Annotated in this window: 10 protein-coding genes; 1 reads left to right on the plus strand and 9 read right to left on the minus strand. The window is 51.7% G+C overall.

What is annotated here, in order from left to right; translation table 11 throughout:
* Nucleotides 1-100: 100 nt before the first annotated feature.
* From BLR08_RS16505 to BLR08_RS16515, 3 genes are all read right to left on the minus strand, one after another.
* Nucleotides 101-1021 carry an ABC transporter permease gene (locus tag BLR08_RS16505; RefSeq protein ID WP_072332714.1) on the minus strand — a complete coding sequence of 307 codons (921 nt, stop codon included), beginning with the start codon at nucleotides 1019-1021 and terminating at the stop codon, nucleotides 101-103.
* 76 nt (nucleotides 1022-1097) lie between these two features.
* Nucleotides 1098-2657 carry an extracellular solute-binding protein gene (locus BLR08_RS16510; protein WP_072332711.1) on the minus strand — a complete coding sequence of 520 codons (1560 nt, stop codon included), beginning with the start codon at nucleotides 2655-2657 and terminating at the stop codon, nucleotides 1098-1100.
* A 60-nt stretch (nucleotides 2658-2717) separates the two neighbouring features.
* Nucleotides 2718-3473: a carbohydrate ABC transporter permease gene (locus tag BLR08_RS16515; protein ID WP_256257693.1), complete on the minus strand. Its 756-nt coding sequence runs from the start codon at nucleotides 3471-3473 to the stop codon at nucleotides 2718-2720.
* A gap of 372 nt (nucleotides 3474-3845) precedes the next feature.
* Here BLR08_RS16515 and BLR08_RS16520 point away from each other — a divergent pair, with 372 nt between their 5' ends.
* Nucleotides 3846-6092, plus strand: coding sequence for an AraC family transcriptional regulator (locus tag BLR08_RS16520; protein ID WP_072332705.1), 2247 nt, complete (start codon nucleotides 3846-3848; stop codon nucleotides 6090-6092).
* Nucleotides 6093-6157: 65 nt separating this feature from the next.
* Here BLR08_RS16520 and BLR08_RS16525 read toward each other — a convergent pair whose 3' ends face one another.
* The 6 genes from BLR08_RS16525 to hepB form a co-directional block, all read right to left on the minus strand.
* Nucleotides 6158-10072: a stalk domain-containing protein gene (locus BLR08_RS16525; RefSeq protein WP_143151554.1), complete on the minus strand. Its 3915-nt coding sequence runs from the start codon at nucleotides 10070-10072 to the stop codon at nucleotides 6158-6160.
* 137 nt (nucleotides 10073-10209) lie between these two features.
* Nucleotides 10210-11379 (minus strand): amidohydrolase, encoded by a 1170-nt coding sequence (locus BLR08_RS16530; protein ID WP_072332698.1) that lies wholly within the window; start codon nucleotides 11377-11379, stop codon nucleotides 10210-10212.
* Nucleotides 11376-12203 (minus strand): GNAT family N-acetyltransferase, encoded by an 828-nt coding sequence (locus BLR08_RS16535; protein ID WP_072332695.1) that lies wholly within the window; start codon nucleotides 12201-12203, stop codon nucleotides 11376-11378. Before BLR08_RS16535 ends, BLR08_RS16530 begins: the two co-directional genes overlap by 4 nt.
* Before the next feature lie 32 nt (nucleotides 12204-12235).
* Nucleotides 12236-13189: a carbon-nitrogen hydrolase family protein gene (locus BLR08_RS16540; RefSeq protein WP_072332692.1), complete on the minus strand. Its 954-nt coding sequence runs from the start codon at nucleotides 13187-13189 to the stop codon at nucleotides 12236-12238.
* 29 nt (nucleotides 13190-13218) lie between these two features.
* A complete protein-coding gene (menC, locus tag BLR08_RS16545) occupies nucleotides 13219-14331 on the minus strand; it encodes an o-succinylbenzoate synthase (RefSeq protein WP_072332689.1) in 1113 nt (370 codons plus the stop codon).
* An 85-nt stretch (nucleotides 14332-14416) separates the two neighbouring features.
* A complete protein-coding gene (hepB, locus tag BLR08_RS16550; RefSeq protein ID WP_072332686.1) occupies nucleotides 14417-19261 on the minus strand; it encodes a heparin/heparin-sulfate lyase HepB in 4845 nt (1614 codons plus the stop codon).
* Nucleotides 19262-19488: the final 227 nt, after the last annotated feature.

The raw sequence follows: 19488 nt of genomic DNA on the forward strand, positions 1-19488 counted from the left end.
GCCTTCAACCACCCCCTTTCGTCGTGAAGCAGCATGATCGTCGAGGGTTGAGCCATAACCTTTCCCTCTTCCTCGACATGTGCATAATCATAAAAGCTGCTTAAAACAGCGCGCTTTCGTTTCTTACCTTCTTTACTGCGGCATTTGTTATAAGAATAATCAAGAAGCATAAAACAGACTGATACACCCCGACCGCCGCCGCCATGCCGAATTCCTGCAAGTCCAGGAGAGCCCGGAAGGAGTACGTGTCGATGACGTCGGTCTTATCAAATAAAGGTCCGTTGCTGCCGATCAGCTGATAAAACATGCCGAAGTCGCCTCGCGCGATTTGACTGACCTTGAGCAGCAGCAGCACAATCATGGTAGGCATGACGGACGGAATCGTAATATGGACGATCCGCTGCAACAGGCTCGCACCGTCGATTTTCGCAGCCTCGTACATTTCCGCATCGATTCCGGCAATGCTGGCCAGATAGACTACCGTTCCATACCCGACTGTTTTCCAAGCGCTGAAATAAACTAAAATATACGGCCACAGATCCGGCGTATTATAGAAGTTCACCGGCGAGAATCCAAGCGATTTCAACAACGTATTGATAGCCCCAAACTCAAAGTTGAGCATGTTGTAGGCAATCGCTCCGGCCACTACCCAGGATATGAAATACGGTAAAAAGATAACGGATTGCAGAAGTTTCTTAAAGAACTTCCCCGCCAGCTCGAACAATATGATGGCAAAAGTCAGTTCCAGCACATTGTTAACGATCATGAATATAAAGTTGTACACGATCGTATTTTTCGTTACAAGAAAAGCTTTGCCGGACTGAAAGAAAAACTTAAAATTGTCGAAGCCAATCCACGGACTTCCTATAATGCCATCCGTATACGAATAGGACTTGAAAGCGACGATAATCCCTGCCATCGGTAAATAGCAGAATACAAGAAAAAAGATGACAGCCGGTAAAATCATCAAGTAAAGCGTACGATTTTTCAGCAGATCCCTCACTAAACCGTTCGAATGCATGTAAATCTCCTCCCGATAACCGAAAACAAGAGAGACGTTGGCATTGACCGCAGTCTCTCTTGCTTTTTCAACCGCTTTATTTGTTATTTTTCAAATACTCGTCGATTTGCTTCTGAGCCTCGGCTTTGACTTTATCCAAGCCGGCCTCTTTAAACTTGGCGTTCAGCGTATTGATGGCTTCTACCGGATCATTCGTTACGCCGAATGTAATCGGAAGCATATATTGATCTCTTACGTTCTTGATCGCAGCCAGCTCGTTCTGCACATTTGTTGTATCGAACACGAAGTTGATCAGCGGATTCGTAACCGCCGTTTTGGTCCAGGCCGCTTTAATCTCAGCCACCTGTTTAGGTTCATTGATAAGCGGCTTGACCATCAGCGGGGTTCTCCAGCCAAACGGCGAAGCTGAATCGACCTTAAAGCCGGAATCCGAGCCACCCAGCGTTTGGACTTTTTTATCCGCTGTCAGTTCATAGTGCTTGCCCTTGATCCCGTATGATGCCAGGTTGAAGATGTCCTCGTTGTTGCGGATTAGATCCAACGCCATCATGGCCCTTTCCGGGTTTTTCGAATTGGCGTTGATCGACATGCCGTTGCCTATATACGGATTCACAAAGGTCGCTTTACCGTTATACAGGTCATACATTTCTGCCTTCCATTCCGGATTCTTCTGGTTCGCCGTTGTTACGGTCAGTCCCCCATTCACAACATTACCGCCCATCGATGCGCTCTTGCCGGCAAGGAACGAGTCTTTGATCGGCGTTTTGTTGACCATCGCATTTTTGGTCCAGTAGCCCTTCTTGCTCCATTCCGCCATCTTTTTGGCAAACTCCAAATATTGCGGCGTTTGCGCAATATCGACCAGCTTGCCGGATTTGTCCTTCAAGTCAACCGTGACCATCGAGTTGCTGATAATGAACTTGGGCGTAAATTCGGTGGATACGAAAAAGTCGAAAATTGAATAACCGTTTGCGCTTTCATCGTACGGCACCAGATTCGGCTCATTCTTTGCAACGGAATCGAGGTATTTCTCGAAATCATCGATCGTCTTGAGTGCCGGAATGTTGTACTTCTCCCTCAAGTCCCCTCTCACCACGACGACCGAATGGGAGAACTCTTTGGTGGAAGCAGGTACCATATATATTTTGCTCTTCACCTTAGCCTGCTCCCATGCTTCCTGCGGCATTTCCTTCATCGTCTGCGGCATGTATTTATTCAGCATATCCGGCGTTAGCTCGAGGTAAGCGCCCTTGGACGCTTGTGCGCCATACTTGACCCAATCGGCGGAGAATACCAGGTCGAAATCCTCTCCTGTAGCAAAAAGAAGCGGATACTTCTGGGTGTAATCGCCCCAGGAAAGGAAGATGGGCTCGACAGTCGCGTTGATCTCGCGCTTCATTATCTTGTTGATCTCGTCGTATACGATCCCAAGATCTTTCGGCGCCTCCCCGATCAGGTACATCTTCAGCTTGACTTCTTTGGACGTGTCCGGCTTGTTTGGCGCCGGAGACGTGGTTGTATTAGAGCTTGAACCCGGCTGTGGCGATGCCGGCTCAGTGCCAGGGTTGGACGAGCAGCCAGCCATAAGCATGGTGGCCGCCAAGCTGAACGCCATTAGCGGCTTTATTTTTTTCATTTTATAAATCCTCCCCTTAAGTGGTAATCAAGTCTTATGATAAACTGGCGTAAACCGGGTTCACCCTTTGACGGCACCGATCGTAATGCCTTGGATGAAATACTTTTGGACGAACGGATAGAGCAGCACGATGGGACCTGTCGCAATTACCGTCATAGCCAGCTTGAACGACTCTTTCGGCGTATCGACGACGATCGAGCTTTGCGCCGAAATCGTAGAGTTGGCAAACGCGATACTGCTTAATATTTTGTATAAAAAATACTGCAGCGGAAATAAATTCTCCTTGTTAACAAACAGCATCGCATGATACCAATCATTCCAATAGTTCAATGCGATAAACAGGCCGATCGTAGCTAGCGCCGGCTTGATCAGCGGCAATATAATTGAAAGAAAAATTCGAAAATCGCCGGCTCCGTCGATTTTGGCGGATTCGCTGATCGCATCCGGAATGGTAGAGCTAATGAAGCTTCGCAATATAATGATATAGAACACATTAAGAAGCGCCGGCAAAATAAGCGCGAGCAGTGAATCCTTCAATCCCAAATATTTGACGTTCAAAATGTACCAAGGGACAAGACCGCCGGAAAACAACGTGGTAAAGAAGAAATAAAAAGCGAACACATTCCGGTGCGTAAAATCTTTCCTTTGAAGCACGTAAGCCGTCATTGCGGATATGAACAAACCGACCAGCGTGCCGATAACCGTGACCAGTATTGTGATCTTATAAGCGGAGACGATCTTCTTCGGATTGTTGAATATGAATTGGTACGCCTCCCATGAGAACATTTCCGGGAAAAGCCGGTAACCGTTCTTCATAATCGAGGATTCCTCCGTAAAGGAGCCAGCGACAATCATTAGAAACGGAATCAGGCACATGACGGCAAAGATTGAAACCAACCCATATCCGATTAGGTTAAAAACATATTTTTCGACTGTATGCTTACTCTCCATCTAACTCCCCCAGCTAACGATGTTTTGCAGGACTACCGGTTCCTGATTCCTATCGTAGCCGATACTGAAACCCCCTGTATACTTTACAAACCGGTGAAAACCTTACACTTTTTTGCGAATAGTTTCTCTACATAGTTGCTCGACTTTATACTTTTTGTACATATGCTTACGTGTCCAAATATTATTGAGTATAATGAAACCATCGATTCTGCATAAAGAAGGAGCATCGACTAATTGATGATACCCGCCGAGACCCGCACTCCCCATAAGCTTTATGCCAAAATATTTTTTTCACTCATCATGTGTATCATCATCACGATCGTTACGCTGTCATCCGCCCTCTATGCAGGCTTCGAGAGAATTGCCTTATCCAACATTTATGCTTCGGAGAAAAGCAGCTTGTCCCAAACCAGCTACAGCGCCAAATCCATGATCGAGAATTCTACTAATTACGCTCTGCAAATTTATGCCGATCCCCAGTTCGACAAGCTGCTTTACTACGCCGAACCCAGCACCGCGGAAACCAATGCCGCCTTATACCGGATGAATACATACTTGTCGGTCAACTACTTCTTTCAATCCATTTACATTTACAGCAAAAACTCGAGGAAGATCTATGCTTCTTCCCTGACTCCCATGATTCCGGTTCAATCTATAGAGGATTTCACGGATGCCGGCGCGCTCAAGCTGATCGAGAACATCGGAAGCTACAAACGGCTGGCTCCCATTCCCAGAATCATACCGGTACAAGCGCCTTCTCAGAGCTCGAACAAGACCGCCAACGTATATACGTTCGTGTTTAACGATCTGCAAGGGCGATCCAACGACTTGGACAATCTGATTATGCTGAATGTACCCGAACGGTGGATGAGGGAAGCGATCCAGAGCCTGGATATGAACAAGAACGGTTCCACCTTCATTATCGACGGCACGGGAAGGCTTGTGACGAGTACCGATACGATGCCTTTTCTCGCCCAATTGGAGGATAAGCCTTATGTGAAGAAGGCTTTGTCCGCATCCGCAAGTGAAGCTTCCGGATACTTCATCGATGATGTGGAAAGCGTCAAATCGCTCGTCGTTTACTCCAGGCACGAGTCTACCGACTGGATCTTCATGCGGGTGCTTCCTTACGACACGATCATGGGGAAGATCGAGGTTATGAAGAGAAACGTTCTTCTTGCCTGTTTCGTCATTTTGCTCCTCGGACTGAGCATATCGTTCTTTCTATCCAAGTCGGTCTATAGGCCCATGGAGAAAGTGATTTCGAGACTTAACGTATTGATCAAAGAAAAACGTAACAATCATATGAAATTGAAGCAAAACTTTTTGCGTCAGCTTATCCCGAACAGCGGAAACAAAAAGCCGCTCGAGCTGGATAAGGAGCTCAAGGAATATGATATCTCCATGGATCCGGCAGGCGACTTTGTCGTCATTCTTTTCAGTATCGACCGCTTTGATTCGTTCGCCAACCGGTATTCTTATGAAGACCGCTCGCTGCTCCGGTACGGCGTGATGAATATAGCGGCCGAATGGTTCGCTCAAGCCGGAAGCTGCGAATGCGTCGATATGGACGAGAAGACGATTGCGGTCGTGCTGAACGGCAAAATTCCGGACCTTCAACCGTTAATCGATCTTGTCCAGCATGTGCAGAATTCAACCGCGCAGTATCTGGACCTGTCGTTGTCCGCAGCCGTCAGCAGGATCGGCGACAGCCTGTATGAACTATCCGGTCTATATACCGAAGCGATGCAGCAGATGGAGTACAAATTTGTTGCCGGCTGCAGCAGCGTTCTGTACGGACGTCCGGATCGTCCACAGGCGGCCGCCCCGTTTATTCATCCTATCGGTCTCGAGAACAACATGCTGGAAACGATCAAGCTCGGCAAAGCGACGGAGGCCAAAAAATGGTTTGGGGAAATTGTCCGTTCCGTCAACCCTCCCTCCTATATCGTGTACAACATGCTGTTTAATCAGCTGGCTTACACCTTAAGCACGACGGCATTGCCCATGGATAAAAGCTCCGGGATGTCCGTCGACTACGATTTCGGTTCCTTTATTCAGCACATGCACAAGCTGGAAACGCTGCAGGATGTTCAAGACCATTTCTGCGAATTGATCGATCATTTGTGTTTGATTTTCAAAGAAAAGAAAGTCACGAAGCACGACAGTCTGGTAGCTTCCATCGATCAAATTATTCAACAAAGCTACTCCGACCGAGACCTGTCTTTGTTGAAAATGGCTGAATTGATCGACATGTCTCCCGCTTACCTGGGGCGCATATTCAAAAAGCTGACTCTCAAATCCATCCCCGATTATTTGAATGAATACCGGATCGAACGGGCGAAGGAGCTTCTCGTCACCACGCACGATACAATCGAGGAAATATCGCAGAAGACCGGCTATAATAACAGCACGTACTTCTATAAAATGTTTAAAAAATATACCGGTATCACACCGGCCGAATACCGGCAGCACGGCAGCTAAAAGGAAAAAGAGCTAAGCACGTGAACCGTGCTTAGCTCTTTTGTGTAAGAGGGTCAGGCGTGATTTTATTTTTTCACAAAAAACTTCATCTCCGAGATCGATACCCATTCGGGGTACGTGACAGCGTCCGTGGAACCGAAGACCCCTACCCTAAAGTACCTGCCGTTCACTGACGGGAAGTTGAAAGGAATAAAATCGCTGGAGTCTCCCACGGTGTCTCCGCCGTACACATGGGTCCAATGCTCGCCGTCATCCGAAATGGACAGCATCAACCGGATTGATCTCGTATGGCCGTTAAAGATCGCCAGGTCAAGCCTCTCCAGCTGAGTCGTTCCCCCGAAATCAAAGATAATATGACCCCCGATATCGCCTGCCCAGCGTGAGTCGTTGGACTGGATATTGTCGAACATCTTCGGAACCAAATCCGCGTTAACGCTTGCCGTATAGCTCTGATACTGCAATTCTTTTAAGTCCGACATCGGGATCGGAGTCACCGGGACAAGCGCTTTTCTCTCCCATTGGAGCTTCTCTACCTTCGGCAAGGTTGAAATCTCAGCGACCAGATTTTCACCATCCCAGGTGACATCATAATCCAGGCTCGATTTAATAAAGGTAAGCGGAATAAGCATGTGATGATTAACGCCTGTGGCCGGTGCATCCATCGTCACAATTTGACCGTTGACCTTAGCGGTACTGCTGCCCGCTGCAAGCTCAATCGTCGTATGACTATTGGATGCTGCTGCCGTATGGGTCGCATCATTCCAATTCACCTGTAAACCAAGCGCTTCAAAGGCGTCTTTCATCGGTATCATTACATTGCCGCTGATGAGTTCAGATGCTTCGCCGTATGGCTGTCCCTTAGCGTCAATCCTGAGGCGGATCTTTCTCTCCACCTGCTCGGACGGCACCTTCCCGGCGAGCGGAAGCACACTCGAATCTGCTTTTTGCAAGGTATAAGTGCCCGGTGTCCCCTCAAAGTAGATCGTATTTCCTTCTTTGACCGCCTGATATTTCACAGCTGCGGTCTCGCCTTCTTTCACAGCCGTCCAATTCCCTTCCTCCAGATCGGCAACCAGAATTTTATAGGTCTGGTTCGCTTCTCCCGTAAAAGTGACCGTTGCTTCCTGATCGATCAGATCAAAGCCTTTTGCAAAAAACACAACGCGATCCTGAATCCTGGCGCCGGCATAATCGTCTGTCTCGGAGTATGTGACATTCAGCGGAGCAGGACCGTACACAGCATCCATAACCTGCATCACGTTCAAGAACTGCGTCCGGTTGGCAGGAGCTTTATTGGAAAGCTCAATCCGCCATTTACCTGCTTCCAGGGCGGCAATATTGGTTGGCTTGGTGGCCTGAATCGCCTTGTTTACGCCATTCACCTCAAATTCACGGCCCGGGCCGCCGATCGGAACGACCGACAGATCATTGCTCTTCGGCAGAAGTGTGTCGGTAACCAGCTTGCCGTTATAATCCTGCTCCGTCACCACACTCGTGTATCGGCTGCCTTCTATTTCAGGCTCGTTAATCGTATGGAGCAGCCACTTTTTCTCGGCGTTGGCGTTCGGCGTGTTGATATTGTCGTACACGATCATCGCGGCCGGGTGCTGTTCATCCTTGAAGTTCAAGAAAGCCATGCTTCTCGTATAATGGTCGGTTTTCGTCTTGCCGTACGCCTGACTGAGCTCGCCCTTGATGTAAGAATAGTCGGGATACATCGCGTCATCACCGATGGCATGGGAAATGACCTTTCCCCGTTGATAAGCGGGTTCCGATATCCACTGCTCGACCGATCTGGGGTACCGGTCAAAATAAAGATTGTTGGAGTCTTCGATCTGCACGACATTATGCGCGATGGTCTGCTTATGGTACCCCAAGTCATGCACGCTGTTATACTCCATGGCTTTGCCGGTCGCCGGGTCTACGCCCGAATACATCCCGGAGTCGATCGCCAGATTGCCTTTGTAATACAGAGAGAATGCACCGGGGTCGACATGCTGGTGATTGGTCTGGGTTCTCTCTCCGATATTCATGATAGCGACGACCCTATTGGAGTCCCGTCCTTCCTCCCAGCCCGTTCTTGCCACGATGGAGCCGTACGGCGAAGGGAAGTATCTGGACAGCGGCGTGTCGTATACGGATTGCGACGGCGCGTCCGGATTAAAGAACAGCATGAAGTACAGAGCGTCCTGATACGTATTATGCTTTAAAAACTCGTATTGCGCTCTCGGATTATTGTAGATGCTGCCCGCGATCATATTCGTAATATTGCCGTAGACATACCGGTTCCAAGGCGATTGAAATTCGGTGTTGAAATCATCGCCCTCCGTCATGATATGACCGTCCGGTCTGCGGGTATAGATCTGCCGGTCGAGCGCCAATCCGACTTTCTCCGTGAGCGGCTCCACGCCGATGGCCTTCCACAGCTGATTGCCCATCATGATGTACTTCAGTCTATTGTCTCCGTAGGCGGTCCCTTCGAGCGGCATCTCCGCATCCAGCAGTACATTGAATCCCGGCATGGTCACATTCAAGAGGTAGTCTGCGATGTCATGGTAATACTCGGGATTCGTATCATAAAGCGCAATACCCATGGCCAGCTTAAACTGATGATGCACATCGCCGTTGGCGTGGCCGGCGATAATCACCTTCTGCCTCTCATCGAGCGGATAGTTATACTCCAGCCCCGTGCTCACCCAAGTCCCCAGCGCCTGACGGATGGCCGATCTCTGCGTGTCGGTCATCAGATCATAGCACCAGTCATACACGATCGATTCAAAAAACATCAAGCTTCCTATTTCCCGGCCTACATTAAAGACAGTGGTCGAATTCGTGCGATCCGGGTTCCACTGGACCGTGTTCGCCATATTCACGGCAATATTGACCGCTTTCTGACCTGCTTCCAAATCACCGTGAATCAGATATCGGATCGCCCCGGCTTTCATGACATCCACCGCTCTGGGGTCAATATTGGTGTATGCGGTTGCAGCTCTTGGCCCGAAGCTGCCGGTCACGTTCCGTTGTACCTTCGTGTTGATGCTCGCCCACTCTTCTGCAAAAGCTTCATGCTTCAGCCTCTCTCTCAGAGCCGGAAGCATCTCCTTGTTGACCAGTACACGCGGACGCTCTGCGGGCGGCAGCGGAATCGGGTCGTATTGGTTCGATTGTTTGGGCGCTACGACGACAGGCTCTGTTTGCAGCTGGAAGGAAACGGTCGGGTTGGCCGCAATGTCGCTAACCTTCTCCATTATCTTTCCTTCGTAAGTCAATGCGAACGTATAAGAGCCGGGCAGCAGCTGCTTGCCTACTTCACCAGCGGCAATAGAGCCGAATGTTTTCCAGCCGCCCGCATAATAGGATACCTCTCCGCCGCTTAGCGGATACCCCAGATTGTTTGTTGCCTGCACTTTGGCATAGACCGCCTGAAATACAACGACCGGATCGGTACTCGTATCCTGAAGCTTATCCATGCCGGTTCCTTCGTAGTCCGCATGGAAGGTATACGAACCCGGAAGCAGCTCTTTGCTGACTTCGCCGTTAGTTATATCCCCGAAGGTTCTCCAGCCTGTGGCATAGTAGGACGCCGTTCCGCCGCTCAGCGGGTTGCCCCCGCTATCCTTTAGCTGCAGCTTGACATTCACCGTCTGGAAGACGACAACCGGATTCGTACCGGTATGCTGCACCTTATCCAGCCTCGTTCCTTCATATGTAACGTGGAACGTATACGATTTCTCCGGCAGAGGCTTGCTGGCTACCCCCGATGCATCGGTCGTTCCGAACGTTTGCCATCCGGCATCGTAATAATCGACGTTTGCTCCCGCTAGCGGATTTCCCTGGCTGTCCTTTACTTGAACCTGCACGGTAGACTCCGCCGCTTCCACCTCCTGGGGAGCGATTCCGACTAGGAGCCCTCCAACCATAACCAAACCTAATATAATAGAGATCCATTTTCCGTTTACCCTGGTTAACAAACCGGTCATCAGCTTCACCCTTTCTTTTTGAGGCAGGACTCTCTCTCCTATCCGATTAGCTCACTCCTGCGATTCAAGACGGGAGTGCTCCATGTTTCTATTCCCATCACCTCCCTTCAGGCGGCCCGTGAATATTAGCCCGTTTGTTATAGCGCCGGGCTCATCCGAATAACGGACAACGCCAATAACGCCGCCCCAATCTCCAAAGCATCCAAATCAAACTGCATTTGGGGATGATGCAGTCCTGGAAGCAAGCCGCAGCCGAGTCCGATCATGGTGGCGTGAAGCTCAGGCTTGTGCAGCCGGTAAAAATGAAAATCCTCCCCGCCAGGCGTCACAGGGGCCCGGGCCCATGCGTCCTCCCCCAGGAGCTCTGTTATCACCTCTTGGGCCACAGCCTCCAGATAAGGATCGGGACGGGCGGCAACCATGCGGGATTTTAACTGAAGCTCCACCGGGCTGCCGTTCTCCTTGCCGGCCAGATGAATGGCGGCTTCTAATTCGGGAAGCAGAGCATCCATAGTTTCATTCGTCTGCGCGCGAATATCGATGGTGAAGATTCCGAAGTCAGGTATAATATTGCTGCTTTCGTTCGGAACATGAAGCCTCGTCACCTTGCAGGAAGCCGGTACGTCCGAGTAGTCCTTGGAGACGGCGCACACGGCCTTGATGATGTCGGCCATCACCTCAATGACATTTAGCCCGTCATCGGGCCGGGCCGCATGCGCTTGAACACCCGACACCTTCCCTTCCAGGACAGCGCACGCCCCGTGATAGATGGCGCTGGACACTTGCCCGTATGCAAGCTCCTTGGCCGGCCGCACATGGATGCCCAGCAAGTAACCTACATCATCCAGACAACCTGCTTCGAGCAGCCTCAGCGCACCTTCCCCTACTTCCTCCGCAGGCTGGAACAACACTCTTAGTTCTCCAGCGGGCTGGAACCCAACCGCCTGCAGCGCCTTAAGCGCATACAAGACCATAGTCATATGCGCATCATGCCCGCACGAGTGATTCGCTCTGCTTATCCCGTCTACTTGCTGCCATAAAGCATCGATGTCCGTACGAAGCGCGATAACGGAGCCTTGCTCCCTATCATCCGGCGCTGAGCCGGCGCCGCCCTTCCAACGGGCGACAAGCCCGGTATGGGCAGCAAATCTCTCGTACGGGATGCCCAGCTCATCCAATACCTCACTTACATAGTGAGTCGTCCGGTACTCCTGCCAGCTCGCCTCCGCTAATGCATGCAATTCCGCATAGGTTGTCTTCAGCTCTTGCCGGTGTGCGTGGAGCCACGCCATGATCGCTTCCTTCATACTTTCCTTTCAAGCACGTAGTCTTGAACCTCCGGTTCCGACTGATGGCAGGACACAACCTGGTAGCCATCGGCGAAAACGGCCGCGGCCCGCTCACGCACTTGCCTCTGCCAGTCCCTATACACATCAGGCTGCGCCTGCTTCAGCTTGGAAGCTGCCCGCGGGATTGGCAGCCGCAGTCCATGCGACTTGCCTATCAGACCCCCATAGGTCCCATTTTTAACGCCTGGCAGCCCATCATCTGAATATGCAACCGTTAGCAGCCGCGGGTAGTCCGACGCGTTATCCATTGGCCGCCGCTCTCCGCTTACTGCGCACGCTACACGGTCCGAGGACAACACCCACTCCACAAGAAAGCGGTCCGTAGGGAAGCCGGCGGCATCAAGCCCATAAAATTCAGGGATATAGGTGGACACCACGCCACCCAGCTTGCAAATATTCAGGTAAGCGTTCCTGGATTCGAAAGGGTCGAAGGTCCACACGATTTTGCCGTACCCGGCCTGCATCGCCCATAACCGCTGCTCCAGCTTCAAGCGCATCCCTATTCCCCGATCCCGGTAGGCGGGATGGATGGCCATCATGTGTGAGCCGACGTAAGCCTCTTTGCCGTCATAACCCGGAAAGCCGTAACAAAACCCAACGAGCGCCCCTTCGCAAAATGCCCCGATGACCGATCCGCCGTGAAGGATCGCCGCCCTCATATGCTGCATGGACGAGACCGCATCCGGCCCCCAAACCAGCTTCTGAAGCTCGACAGCCTCGCGAAGCTCACTGACCTTCGTAGTTAACCGGTATTGAATACTATCGCCATGATCATATGCCATACATATCCCCTCTTCTCCAAGCTGAGCCGGCCTTAAGGCTCCACATGACCGGGCTTGCAGCGATCTGCCCTCGAGCGCACCCAGTAGTCATCCAGTAATTCCAGGTCGAATTCCCGTATAATTTCCTGGATCGTAAAGTCCTCGCTTTCGCTCGAAATAACGAACGCGTTCAGCCTTCCCGGATCGCTGATCTTAACCTTAGAGCCGTACTTTTGCTTCACCGCATCAAGCTTCGGCTTGTTGTAATCGTAATGAACAACCGCGCAATCCATATTCACGGTCCTTGTCACGAAAGGATAGAAGTGTGTGCTCTCCCCGAGGATTTCGCCTACGGGACTTACAATCGAACAAGGATCAGGCAGCCATATAGCGCCCGCAAAATGAGATCTGCAGGTATAAGCCCAATACGATTGCATCAGCCCCCCGTGGTAAGCGGACGAAAACACGATCAGATCCGGCTTTTGCGGCACATACTGCTCCATCAGCTCATTAAAATTGATATCAAAGCAGATGATGCAAGCAACGCGGCCAAAGTCAGTCTCAATGACGTTGGCTTCCCTCCCGTATAAGGTCGTGGACGTTGATTTCTGTCTGATCGTAATATGATTTTTGTTATACACCCCGCAAATCTCTCCGGAGCGATCGATAAACAGTGTCGCATTGCGGAAAGTGCCGTCCGGCATCTCCATCATGGCCGAATACGCGATATAACACCGGTGGACTTTCGAGACTTCGGCAAAGAAGTCGAGGACCCGATTCCCCCGATAGCGGTAAAACTCGTACAGCCATTCCTGATCCATGCCTTCCACATAAGGCTCGTCGCAGCACTCTGGCAGTACGATCAGATCCGGCTGATCCGGCAGCACATGCTGCAGCTGCCTTTCCCATTTGGCTATCATCTGGCCGACGATACCTTCCAGACCGTTCCCGGCATCCACCGTTTTATTCGGAGGCGCCAGGCAGCTGATTTTTACATACTTGGACATAACCATCCTCCTGTTCCTAGTTGTAGAGCTTAATTGCTCCGAGATAGCTTCCTGACTGTCAAACGTTCAAGCGATGGCTCGCATACTTCATGACCGATCCCATCATGCGTCGGAATGGCGATAATCCCCGGCCGAACCATCTCTATGCCCGGCAAAACGATGTCCTGCTCCCAGAACCGCTTCGATGCCGATACATCCCCGGGGATAACAAAGTTGGATAACGATGACAGGGCCATATTATGAAGACGGCCGATACCAAGCTCCAGCATCCCGCCGCACCAGACCGGCACTCCATGCAGCTGGCAAAGATCGTGAATCTTCTTCGCGTTAGCTAACCCGCCGACACGGCCTAACTTAATATTCATGATCCGGCAGCTGCCGAGCTCGATCGCATGCCGGGCATCGGCTAAGGTATGAATGCTTTCATCCAGACACACAGCCGTTCGCAGCTCACGCTGCAGCTCGGCGTGTTCGATAATATCGTCATGAGCAAGCGGCTGCTCGATCATCATGAGGTTGTAATGGTCCAATTCCTTTAGAACAGGCAAATCCTGAAGCGTATAAGCGGAATTCGCATCCACCATCAGCGGCAGCCCGTCGCCGAATCGCTTGCGGATCGCTTCGACCAATCGGACATCGAAGCCCGGTTTAATTTTCACCTTCATCCGCTTGTAGCCTTGCTCCACAAACCGTTCTACGTTCTGAACAACCAGGTCGATCGTCCGTTCGATGCCGATACTCACACCAACCTCAATTTCCTGTTTCTCCCCGCCCAAAGCTTGTGATAACGAAATGCCATTTAGCTTCGCATACAAATCCCAAACCGCCGTCTCTATCGAAGCGATGGCCATATGATTGCGGCGAATCGGAGCGAATAAATCGGACACCTCCTCTGGACTTGTCACGTCCTTGCCCAATAAACCGGGGATCAGAAAGTTCTCCAGCATATACCAGATCGTTCCCGTTGTTTCTTCATTATAGAAAGGATGCGGGAAAGCTACGCTCTCCCCGTATCCGGTCATTCCGTCGCTATGTACACTGACGATCACACAATCCTTCTTATCCATCCGGCCGAAGCTCGTCTCGAATGGGGCTTTTAACGGAACCTGAACCTGCCTTATTTCAATTTTCTCTATTTTCATCTTCTATCCGCTCCTTAACATGAAGGGGGAGAATGGGCTCAACCGCCAGCTCCCCCGCAAAGTTGTTAGATCAATTCGTATCCGCTTACTGAAAAATAACGTTCGGATTCCCAGCGGAGATTGCATACACCGCTTGCCTGGAAGTGCCTGCGTAGCTCATGGCAAATAGATAGCTGCCGGGCAGCAGCTCCTTGTACACCTGGCCGCCGGCAGTCGTGCCGAAGCTTCTCCAGCCATCTCCGTAATAACTGATGGCCGCGCCGTTAAGCGGATTACCCGTACCATCCAGCACCTGCGCCTTTACGGGAATCGTTTGAAAGGTGACGGTCGTTGTTGTCCCGATATGGGGCGCCTGGCCGCTCGAAGTACCTTGATAGTTCATCGTAAAGCTGTAGGTTCCCGGAAGCAGCTCCTTAACCGCCTCGCCTCCTTTCATCTCTCCGAAGGACCTCCAGCCCCCCGCATAGTAGCTTACACTTCCATCCTCAAGCGGATTACCCGCGCTATCGACAAGCCGCACTTTCGTGCTTACCGTCCGAAAAACGACCGAGGAGTCGGTTCCTATATTTTTTTCAAGCTGCGTCGACATGCCATCGTAATCCATAGAAAAGGTATAAATTCCCGGCAGCAGCTCCTTGGCTGTTGTTCCCCCGGCTCCAGTCGTTCCAATCGAACGCCACTCCCCTGCAAAATATTTCGCAGCACCGCCGTACAACGGGTTCCCGGCACTGTCTATGAGCTTCACATTGGCTTTAACCGTTTGAAAAAGGAGCTTGGCATGGCTTCCGGTATCGTGCACCTTCTGCTGTACGGTCCCCTCATAGATCATATTGAAGTTATACGTGTTGTCCGGCAGCACTTGGATGACGGTTCCCGTAGAGTCGGTTGTGCCGAGGCTTTTCCAGCCATTGTCGTAGTATTGAACCTCGCCTCCGCTCAGCGGATTACCACGGCTGTCCACTAATTGAACCTTCACCACCTGGGCTGCTTCAGCACTTCCCAGATAAGTCAGCGCGTAAGTCCCTGCCGCTCCCTCGACATGCAGCAGACCGCCGTCTTCCGTGACTTCACGGTAAAGCTCCCGGCCGTTCCGGGATATTTTCCACACGCCTGCCGTCAGATCCGCAACCACGACATTCATGCTCGGCGAGCTGCCATACACCTGGAAGGTCACATTGCCTTCATGACGATTGCCGTCTTTGCTGAAGAGGACGGCCTGGTCGGCAAGCTGTGCTCCGATCAGCTGATCCGTTTCCAGCTTCTGCACGGGAAGCGGCGCTATTCCGTTATTGTTCATCACTTGCAGAACGTTCAGGAAATAGTCCGTTTCAGCGGGTGCGGTCGGCGACACTTGGATGCGCCATGCTCCGGCTTCAACCGAGTTCGTACTATACGATCCGGATACTGCTTGCGGGTAATTCGTTCCGAATACTTCAAATTCACGGCCCGGTCCGCCAATTTTCTCAATGGTCGTGTTGCCGGCTTCCGGCAATAAAGTATTGTTGACCAGCTTACCGTTATATCCGGCCTCGCTGCGGGCAATCGTTGTCTGATTTCCGGCTATGACAGGCTCTTCCATACTGTGCAGCAGCCAATATTTCTTGAATGAAGGGTCGGCTGCAGCGACCTTATCCAAGACGACCATAGCCGCCGGATGCTCATTATTTTTCATATTCAAGAAAACAAAGGAACGCATAAACTGTTTGACTTTCGATGAATAGGCTGCCGTCAGGTCTCCTTTCAGATAGCTGTAAGCCGGGCTGTTCGTATCAGGCCCCGCTTGATGCCCCAGCACCTTGCCCATGTAGAAATCCTGGTCCACTAACTCCTCCAGCTTTAATGCAGGATTGGAGTCGCCTCCCCTGCGCTGTCCGCCGTCGTTGGCAACAACTCCCCCTTCCCATCGCTTCTCTTCACCAGGATCGTAGACTAGCATCGTGTTATGGGCGATCGACTGTTTATGATAGTTGCGATCATGGAGGCTGCCGTACTGAGTTTTCCATGGTTTCCCCGGCTCGCCGATCGAGCCCTCATAGATACCGCTATCCAGCGCCAATGCTCCCTTGTAATAAATTTGGAAGCTGCCCATATCCAGGTGCTGATGATTGTTGTACTGATAGCCGCCGACCTTCATATCGGCAATGACCGTCGCGGAATTTTTATTCACTAAAGTATCTGCATCCCATCCTGTTCGGGCTATCATCGCACCGGTCGGATAATCAAAGTACTTCGTCAGCGGGAGGCTGCTGACAGGCTGAGCCGGTATATTCAGATCCACAAACAAAATTTCAGTAAGCGGATCGACTGTCCCCGGCGTATATTGCCTGAGCAGCTCGCTTTGCAAATAAGGATCGTCGTAGTAGGAAGCTCCCAGCACCCAGGTCATCGGGTACTTGGCATAAGCGTTTTTATGCGTATACCGATTAATGAAGGAATCGCCCGAAGTCATCAATAATCCGTCCGGACGCCGCTCATAGAGCGAGCGGTACAGCCTGGCTCCGGCGTCGCTCTCGTCATATACAGGCCCTATCCCCATCCGGCGGAAGGTCCATTGCGCCCACAGCTCCGCTTCGATCTTGCGCGGACCGTAGGAATCGCCTTGAAAGTTCATATGCGCCATGTTAAAAAAGTTAGCTGCGGGCATCATTTCCTTAAAGAACCGGAGTGCCGCATGCCTATACATATCCTGCTTCTCATCGTAGATCGCCACCCCGCCGGCCAACTGATTCCGCAGCAGCTGCAGACCTGCTCCGTGACTTTCGATAGAACCCTGCTTGACCGGAGGATAACCAATCTCCATCTGGCCCGCTAGGAGTTCCATGCCGTTAATCATTTCCGTCTTATCCGCGCTAGTCAAGAAGTCGTAGCACCAGTCATAGACCATGCCTGCTATCCGGATTGTATTGCCCATGAGCTCATATTGGCCGTCGGTTGTAAATTTAACCGTCCGCAAATAGTTTTTGATCATAGTAACCGCTCTTTGGCCCCGCTGTGCGTCGCCTTCCAATAAATAGATAGCCGCATTCGCTTCAATCGCCCGCAGGACAGACAGCGAGTAGTTGGTGCTTTCCCCATGGGCTAGCGGATAATAAAGCTCGCCTTCCGGCAGTGCCGTGGATAGATCGATCTTGGACCAAGTAACGGCATCGCTGGAGACCAGCACATCAAAAAACCATTTCCCGGCAAAATTAGTGGTCTTTGCGATCCCGATGGACCCGACGGACTTAACGGAGCCCAGGTCGTATTGCAGCCAATGGCCGTCGCCTTCCGCATTCCATCGCGTTTCATAATTGCCGTCGATCGTGGCCATGCCTTCGCCTGGCGAGTATTCCAGGCTCGCCGAAACGCTCTGCACTTGCAGCTTAACCGATTGCGCGGTATATGCGCTGTCATAGATGGCCGTCTCCGCAATCGAGTTGTATAGGCTTTCGCCGGTGCCATAGCCGACGACTTTCACATACCTCGCTTGACGCACATTCGGAAAGGAGAAAAACTCCATAACCGGATCGTCATACTTGATACCCGATGTACGACCGGCGAATGTTCCGCTTTCGCTGGAGCGCTTCACCTTCTGCCATACCGCTTCCATCGGCCCTTCTATCTTCGCTTGTAAAGCGGGTATATCTTGTTGTCTCACATAGAGCCGCGGATGCTCGGCCGGAGGTTTGGGGATCGACTCCCACGTCGCTGTCACGGCAGCAGGCATACGAATGTCTTCCTTCATAAGATCGAAATCATAGAGGGCAACCGGATGCTGCGTATTCATATACCCGTTCGCTGCCGCCTTAATGACATAACGATTGCTCTCCAGACGCTTGGTGAAGACGAAGCTCCCGTCCGGACCGGTAACCGCCGATGCCAGCTTAACGCCAAAGGCTTTGTCGCTCTCCTTATAGACGTTGAGCGTCACATTAGCCAGCGGCTGCCCTGTCCCGGCGCCCGTTACCTTACCGCCAATCCCGTATCGGCCGATGGAGGGATCGTCCGGCAGCTGAAAATGATGATGGAGCGAGCTGCCATCCGCCACCGTTACGGCGATCGTTTGACTGGCATAGCCCGCACGGGATGCTTTGATGACATAAGATCCATTGTCCGGCGCCAGTAAGGTATAGCTGCCGTCAACCGCTGTTTCCGCGCTTGCAAGCGGATTGATAAAGCCGGTGTCCGCTGCGGCGAAGAGCTGCATCTGCGCCGAACCTACTGCTTCGCCGGCCGAATCCTTGACGGCACCTTTTACATCAAACAGACGAATGACGTTAATATCATCGACATAATAGGTTCCGGAATTCTTCTTGGTTGCGAAGGAGATCTGGCTTACACTCGCTATGCCGGCCGTGTAGAAGCTTTTGCCGAGCATGGCGACCGTTTGAGGTCCGGTACGGGTAATCCCGTCAGCTAGGTACGGGACTTTCTCCACCGTGAGCTGATCGCTGGTCAGATAGGCATCGTAGGTGCCTTCATCCATGTTCATCAGGATTTTCATCGTGTACCATGCTCCGCTTGCGATCAGGGTACCGGGATGTGGAATAAACTGTCCTACGAACTGTGGGGTGGACGTCAATGCGAACCGGGTCGCTCCCGTAGGCAGAATCGAAAACGAGGCTGCCGGCACGGAAGCCGTCTGGCCTGCCGCATGGCCCATGACGTTGACATCCATCACCGTATAAGCATTCGTCGCATCGAATTCGTACTTATATCTCACTTCGAACATCAGCTTCCCGCTGGTTGCCGGGACAAACGTTTGAGCGATCGCGACGCCTGGCGTATCTGCGTTCGTATCCTGCAGCTTAATCGCCTTGTTCCCGTCCCCCGCCGGATCGGCTATAGTCGCCGTTCCGCCTGTTCCCGTTACGGTATAGCCGGATGGGGCTGCCCCGATCACTTGTTGATCGAAGGTGTTTCTGAGCGGCAGCGAGGTACCGGAAGCCATCGCTGTTCCTCCGAAGCTAACCCCCATGAGCGAGCTGCCCAATAATGCCGCACAAAGGGACAGCGACAACCATCGCGGTTTTTTTGCGACAATGCGACTGTTCATAATTATTCTTCCTCTCTCCTAAGAATAGGTGCGTGAGCCCGGCGCCCATGCCTTCCGACGATTTGCAAAAAAAAGCCCGTATCGCCCTCCTTGTCTCTTCTCTCTTTATCTGCAGCAGTCAG

The sequence above is a fragment of the Paenibacillus sp. cl123 genome, from assembly GCF_900101595.1.
Classification (GTDB): domain Bacteria; phylum Bacillota; class Bacilli; order Paenibacillales; family NBRC-103111; genus Paenibacillus_G.